This window comes from Duganella lactea, assembly GCF_009857505.1.
Taxonomy (GTDB): Bacteria; Pseudomonadota; Gammaproteobacteria; order Burkholderiales; family Burkholderiaceae_D; genus Rugamonas; species Rugamonas lactea.
This window is the reverse complement of the sequence record NZ_WWCP01000015.1, coordinates 126,336-132,761: the sequence shown is the minus strand read 5'-3', so window position 1 is coordinate 132,761 and position 6,426 is coordinate 126,336. Positions and strand designations below refer to the sequence as shown.

The following is a 6,426-nucleotide window of genomic DNA, read 5'->3' as shown; positions in this document are numbered from 1 at the left end:
CACGGGTTCAACTACCCAAAGTCTGGTCGGCGTCACCCTGCCTGACCGTTGCCACCTCCACATTATCCGGCGATGGCGCGGTAGATTCAATATACGAGGTCTGACAATCGCACACGGGCTCAACTGCGTAGCAGTTGAGCCCGTGTGCGATTGTCAGACCTGACACCCGTTTTTCAGACGGTGGCCGGGGCCGGGGTCTTGGCGCGGTAGTCGCACAGGTCGATCTGCATGCAGTTCCAGCATTCCGGCTTGCGCGCCTTGCAGGTGTAGCGTCCGTGCAGGATCAGCCAGTGGTGGGCGTCGTGCAGAAACTCCTTCGGCACGAATTTCAGCAGTTTCTGTTCGACGATGTCGACGTTCTTTCCTGGCGCCAGGCCGGTGCGGTTGGCGACGCGGAAGATGTGCGTGTCCACCGCCATCGTCGGCTGGCCGAAGGCGGTGTTCAGCACCACGTTGGCGGTCTTGCGGCCGACGCCCGGCAGTTCTTCCAGCGATTCGCGGTCTGCCGGCACGATGCCGCCGTGCTTCTCCAGCAAAATCTTGCAGGTGGCGATGACGTTCCTGGCCTTGGTCTTGTACAGGCCGATGGTCTGGATGTAGGTCGTCAGTTCTTCCTCCCCCAGGTCCAGCATCGCCTGCGGCGTGTTGGCCACCGGGTAGAGCTTGCGCGTGGCTTTGTTGACGCCGACGTCGGTCGCCTGCGCCGACAGCAGCACGGCGATCAGCAGCTCAAACGGTGTGGTGTACGCAAGTTCGGTGACGGGATGGGGGGTGGCGGCGCGGAAGCGCACAAACATTTCGTGGCGTTTGGCTGCGTTCATTGGTTCTCGGATGCTTTTTTCAGGCGCGCGCGCTCCATGGCGGCGGCGATGATGGCGCGCTTGCGTTCCAGCGCGGCGGCCGATGCGGCGTCGGCCGGATCGATGGCGTTGACGGTGGCCAGTTTGGCGTGGGCTTTCTCGGCCAGGCGGGCGTCGTTTTCTGCTTTGTCACGCTGCAGGCGCATGGCGCGGAAGTCGTGCCGCGCGCGCGCGGCGTCGGCGTCGGCTTGCGACCACGCGGCCCAGCCGCTGGTCTCGGTCACCGGGTACATGACGATGCAGTCGACCGGGCAGGGCGCCACGCACAGGTCGCAGCCGGTGCACAGCGCCGGCACGATGGTGTGCATCAGCTTGGCCGCGCCGACAATCGCGTCCACCGGGCAGGCCTGGATGCACAAGGTGCAGCCGATGCACAGCGACTCATCGATGTAGGCCACGGCGCGCGGCCGCTCCAGTCCATTGACCGGATTCAGTGGAATGACCTTGCGCCCGGTCACCGCCGATAGTCGTTCGATGCCTTCGGCGCCGCCGGGCGGGCACTGGTTGATTGCGGCGTCGCCGGCGGCGATCGCTTCCGCATACGGCCGGCAGCCGTTATAGCCGCACTTGGTGCATTGCGTCTGCGGCAGGGCATCTTCGATGCGGTCGGCAAGAGTGGGTTCGGTGGACACGGCGCACTAACATCGGGCAAAAACGCCATTATCCGATATCTGCGCGCGCCTTACCAAAAAACCTCACCCGGCGTACGGTTTGGCGCTGCAGTTCCTCGTCGTGCAGGCTCAGTGCCGGCTTCATCAAATCGCTGGTGCTGACGATGCCGATCAGGCGGCGCGATTGCATGTTCTCGACCACCGGCAGCCGGCCGACGCCGTGCACCGCCAGCCGCGAGGCCAGCGTGCGGCAGGTTTCATCGGCCAGCGCGACGATCGGCAGGTTGACGCCGAACAGGTCGCCAACCCGCAGCGCGCCCGGCTTGCCGCTCAGGCCGGCGCGGTCCAGCATGCCCAGCAGCGCGCCGTCACGCACCACCGGATAGGCGCGGTGGCGCGGGTGGGCGTGGAAGTGGGTGCCTTCCACGTCGGCGATCAGCGCGTCGGCGTGGATACTGTCGACGGTGGCGGTCATCACCTCGGCCACGCTGTGGCGTTCCATCGGGTCGATGCCGTATTCGCGGTAGATGTGGTGGCCGCGGCGGGCGATCTTTTCGGTCAGGATCGAGCGGTGCATGGTGGCGACCGTGAACGCATAGGCGATGGTGGCGGTGGCCAGCACCGGCAGCAGGGCGTTGGCGTCGTGCGTGAGCTCGAACGCGAACACCACCGCCATCACCGGCGCGCGCATCATGCCGCCCAGTGTGGCGGCCATGAACACCAGCGGCCACACGGCCGGCTCGCCGCCCGGCAGATACGGGCCGAGCACGGCGCCGAGACCGGCGCCCAGCATCAGCAGCGGCGCCAGCACGCCGCCCGAGGTGCCCGAGCCCAGCGCCAGCAGCCAGATCACGGCCTTGACGATCAGCAGGCTCAGAATGGCCGCTGCGGCCATGTGGTTATTCAACAGGTCGGCAATGACGTCGTAGCCGACGCCCAGCGCGCGTGGTTCGAGATAGCCGCCGATGCCGATCGCCAGGCCGCCGATGGCCGGCCACCACATCCAGTGCAGCGGCAGCTTGTGGAAGCCGTCTTCGACGCGGTACAGCGCGGTGGACAAGAGCCATGCCAGCATGCCGCACACCACGCCGGCGATCAGGCAGGAGATTAGCGCCGACGGCGGCAGCGCTTCGGTGTGCAGCGGGAACAGCGGCCCGCTTTCGATCAGCAGCGGGCGCAGGAAGCCGGCCACCGCGCACGCCACCGCCACCGGCGCCAGGCTGCGCGGACGCAGTTCGAACAGCAGCAGTTCCACCGCCAGCAACACCGCCGCGATCGGCGTGCCGAAGACGGCGGTCATGCCGGCGGTGGCGCCGGCCACCAGCAGCGCCTTGCGTTCGGCCGCGCTCAGATGGAAGTGCTGGGCGATCAGCGAGCCGACCGCGCCACCGGTCATGATGATCGGCCCCTCGGCGCCGAACGGGCCGCCGCTGCCGATGGCGATGCCGGAGGCTAGCGGTTTGAGCAGCGCGACCTTGGGCGACATCGTGCTTTTCTTGAACAGGATCGCTTCAATCGCTTCGGGGATGCCGTGGCCGCGGATCGCTTCCGCGCCGTAGCGGGCGATCAGGCCGATGATCAGGCCACCGACGACCGGCACCGCGATCACCCACGCGCCCAGTGTGTGCGTGGCGGGCGAGGTGAAGGCGGTGGAGAGCTTCTGGAAAAAGAACAGGTTGGTGAAGAAGCGGATCGCATGCAGCAGCAGATCGGCGGTGACGGTGCTGAGGGCGCCGACCACGGCGGCGATGCTGGTGATCAGCAGCAGCCGGGCCTGGCCGTCGAAGTCGCGGCGTGTATCGTATTTGTTCATGGGTATTTGTTCATTAATATTTATTCATGGCGGATGGTCGGGATGGTGAACACGCCTTCCAGCGACAGCAGTTCGACGCGGTGCTGTTCGGCCAGTCGGGCCAGGATGGTTTCGCCTTGGCGCCGCAGGTGCACTTCCACGCGGCGGCGGTCGATCGCGCTGTGGCGGCGTTCGACCAGGCCCATGGCTTCGCAGCGCGTGATCAACGCGACCACGCCGTGGTGCTTGGCTTGCAGGCGTTCGGCCAGTTCGCCCACCGTGGCCCAGTCGCGTCCGGGGTAGCCCTTGATGTGCAATAGCAGCAGGTATTGCAGCGGGGTGATGCCCTGTGCCTGCACCACATCTTCGGAAAAGCGCTCGAAACGGCGCATCTGGTAGCGGAATTCGGACAGGGCGTTGAAGTCGGCTTTGCTGAGTTTGGAGGAGCTCATGCCTAAATATATCACAATGTGATGTATTCGGTTTTAAAAAAACGCGCCGCAGCGCGTATCACGTCGTCGTTGTCATTCCGGCCTGCGCCGGAATGACGGTTTATCAGCCGTGTTTTTTGATGAAGGCGGTGATTTTCGGGCATACCATCTCGCGCCAGCGGCGGCCGGAGAAGATGCCGTAGTGGCCGGCCCCCGGCGTCACATAGTCTTCCTGCATGCTGGCCGGAATGCCGGTGCACAGGTCATGCGCGGCCTGCGTCTGGCCGGCGCCGGAGATGTCATCGAGCTCGCCTTCGACGGTGAACAGCGCCACGGTCTTGATGTCGGCCGGCTTGACCAGCTTGCCGCCCACCAGCCATTCGCCCTTCGGCAGCGCGAAGTCCTGGAACACGGTTTTGATGGTGTCCAGATAATATTCGGCCGGCATGTCCAGCACGGCGTTGTATTCGTCATAAAACTTGCGGTGCGCCTCGGCGGTCTCCTCGTCGCCCTTGACCAGGTGGTGATAGAAGTCGCGGTGGCTCTGCGCGTGGCGGCCCGGGTTCATGGCGATGAAGCCGGCGTGCTGCAGGAAGCCCGGATAGACCTTGCGGCCAAAACCCGGATAGTTCGGCGGCACCGGATAGATGACGGTGTTCTCGAACCACGAGAATTTCTTCTCGGTGGCCAGGTTGTTGACGGCGGTCGGCGACTTGCGCGGATCGATCGGGCCGCCCATCATGGTCATGGTCTTCGGCAGTTTCGGATCGTTGTCCGAGGCCATCAGCGAGATCGCGGCCAGCACCGGCACGGTCGGCTGACACACTGAGATCACGTGCACGTCCGGGCCCAGCAGGCGGATGAAGTCCTGCACATAGTAGATGTAGTCGTCCAGGTGGAACGCGCCTTCGGACAGCGGCACCATGCGCGCGTCGGTCCAGTCGGTGACGAAGACGTCGTGGTCCACCAGCAGGCCGCGCACCGTGTCGCGCAGCAGCGTCGAATGGTGGCCGGACAGCGGCGCGACCAGCAGCACGGTCGGCTGCTTCAGCGCCTTGATTTGCTTGTCGCTCAGGTTTTTCTTGAAGTGCAGCAGGCGGCAGAACGGTTTGTTGAGCGCGACATGCTCGGTGATGCCCACCGTCTCGCCCTGGATCTCGGTGCTGTCGATTTCAAATGCCGGCTTTTCGTAGTCCTTGCCCAGTCGGTACATTAGTTCGTAGCCGGCGGCGATGCGTTGCGAGAACGGCGTGTGCGCCAGCGGCGAGACCGGATTGGTGAACAGCTTGGCCGACGCGTCCGCCCATTGCATCAGCGGGGTCAGGAACGAGCGTTGCATTTCATGGAGTTGGTAGAGCATAGAAGGCATCCCGATTTTATAGGCTTGGTGCGGTGCACCAATATTGACATCATAAGCCAAATTATATGCGCTGTGTTTGGCCGCATGGCCGTTCCGGCGGCGCCGGAGGCGGGTTACGTACTATCCACAGGCAATCTTGTTAGAAACGATAATACCCGCGCGGGCACAAAAAAAGCAGCGTTTCCGCTGCTTTCTTGTAGGACGGTCGCCCGCCGTGTGTTTAATCGAACACAGGAGTTTCCACGCCCAGCACCTTGTGCAGCTTCGGCGAGGTGGTGGTGTACTGCATGTGGATCTTCTTGTCCGGGAAGATGTACGGCGCGGCGCCGAAGGCGGCCAGCGCCGCTTCGTGGAAGCCCGACAGGATCAGTTTTTTCTTGCCCGGATAGGTGTTGATGTCGCCCACGGCGAAGATGCCCGGCACGTTGGTTTCGAACTTCTCGGTATCCTGCACCTTCAGCTGGCGGCGCTCGATGTCCAGGCCCCACTCGGCGATCGGGCCCAGTTTCGGCGACAGGCCGTAGAACACCAGCAGCATGTCCAGCGGCACGCGGCGGGTCACGCCGTCGGCGGCGGTCACCTTCAGGTGCTCCAGCTTGCCGTCGGCCGAGGTCTCGAAGCCGGTGGCGGTGCCGATCAGCAGCTGCATTTCGTAGTCGTCGCACAGCGCCTTCATCTTGGCGACCGAGGCCGGCGCGGCGCGGAAGTCCTCACGGCGGTGCAGCAGCACGACCGACTCGGCCTTGCCGACGAAGTTCAGCGCCCAGTCCAGCGCGGAGTCGCCGCCGCCGCAGATGACCAGGTTCTTGCCGTCGAACTGCGCCGGGTCCTTGACCTTGTAGTGCAGCTGGCTGCCCTCGAACACCTCGATGCCGTCCACCTTCAGCGTGCGCGCCTGGAACGAGCCGACGCCGGCGGCGATGAAGATGGTCTTGGTCAGGAACTTGGTGCCAAGCGTGGTTTCGACGTTGAAGCGGCCGTCGTCGCGGCGTTCGACCTTGGTCACTTCCTGGCCCAGGTGGAAGGTCGGCGCGAACGGCTCGATCTGCTTGAGCAGGTTGTCGGTCAGTTCCTGGCCGGTGCACGATGGCACGGCCGGGATGTCGTAGATCGGCTTGTCAGGATACAGTTCCACGCACTGCCCCCCCACGGCGCCCAGCGAATCGATCACGTGGGCTTTGATTTCCAGCAGGCCCAGTTCGAAGACCTGGAACAGGCCGACCGGGCCGGCGCCGATGATGACGGCATCGGTTTCGATGACGCCGGGAGGAGTGACGGTGGTATTCATACGTAAAGTTTCCTGTGATTTCAATAATGGTTGGGCAGCACTGGGTCGCCGGACGCGCGCGGGCGCGGCGTCATGCTGCCTGGC

Annotated in this window: 6 protein-coding genes; all 6 read right to left on the bottom strand. The window is 64.5% G+C overall.

The annotated features are described in order from the left end of the window. Nucleotides 1–173: 173 nt before the first annotated feature. Nucleotides 174–821, bottom strand: a complete 648-nt coding sequence (gene nth / locus GTP44_RS14275; RefSeq protein ID WP_161019946.1) for an endonuclease III — start codon at nt 819–821, stop codon at nt 174–176. Continuing rightward, nucleotides 818–1,492: an electron transport complex subunit RsxB gene (gene rsxB / locus GTP44_RS14270; RefSeq protein WP_161019945.1), complete on the bottom strand. Its 675-nt coding sequence runs from the start codon at nt 1,490–1,492 to the stop codon at nt 818–820. Before rsxB ends, nth begins: the two co-directional genes overlap by 4 nt. A 28-nt stretch (nt 1,493–1,520) precedes the next feature. Continuing rightward, entirely contained in the window at nt 1,521–3,284 is a 1,764-nt protein-coding gene (locus GTP44_RS14265) for a chloride channel protein (RefSeq protein WP_161019944.1), read from the bottom strand. A gap of 20 nt (nt 3,285–3,304) precedes the next feature. Further along, nucleotides 3,305–3,715, bottom strand: coding sequence for a MarR family winged helix-turn-helix transcriptional regulator (locus GTP44_RS14260; protein ID WP_161019943.1), 411 nt, complete (start codon nt 3,713–3,715; stop codon nt 3,305–3,307). Nucleotides 3,716–3,818: 103 nt separating this feature from the next. After that, a complete protein-coding gene (locus tag GTP44_RS14255) occupies nt 3,819–5,054 on the bottom strand; it encodes a polyhydroxyalkanoate depolymerase (protein WP_160990780.1) in 1,236 nt (411 codons plus the stop codon). A gap of 220 nt (nt 5,055–5,274) precedes the next feature. After that, nucleotides 5,275–6,342: an NAD(P)/FAD-dependent oxidoreductase gene (locus GTP44_RS14250; RefSeq protein WP_160990779.1), complete on the bottom strand. Its 1,068-nt coding sequence runs from the start codon at nt 6,340–6,342 to the stop codon at nt 5,275–5,277. Between the last annotated feature and the right edge of the window lie 84 nt (nt 6,343–6,426).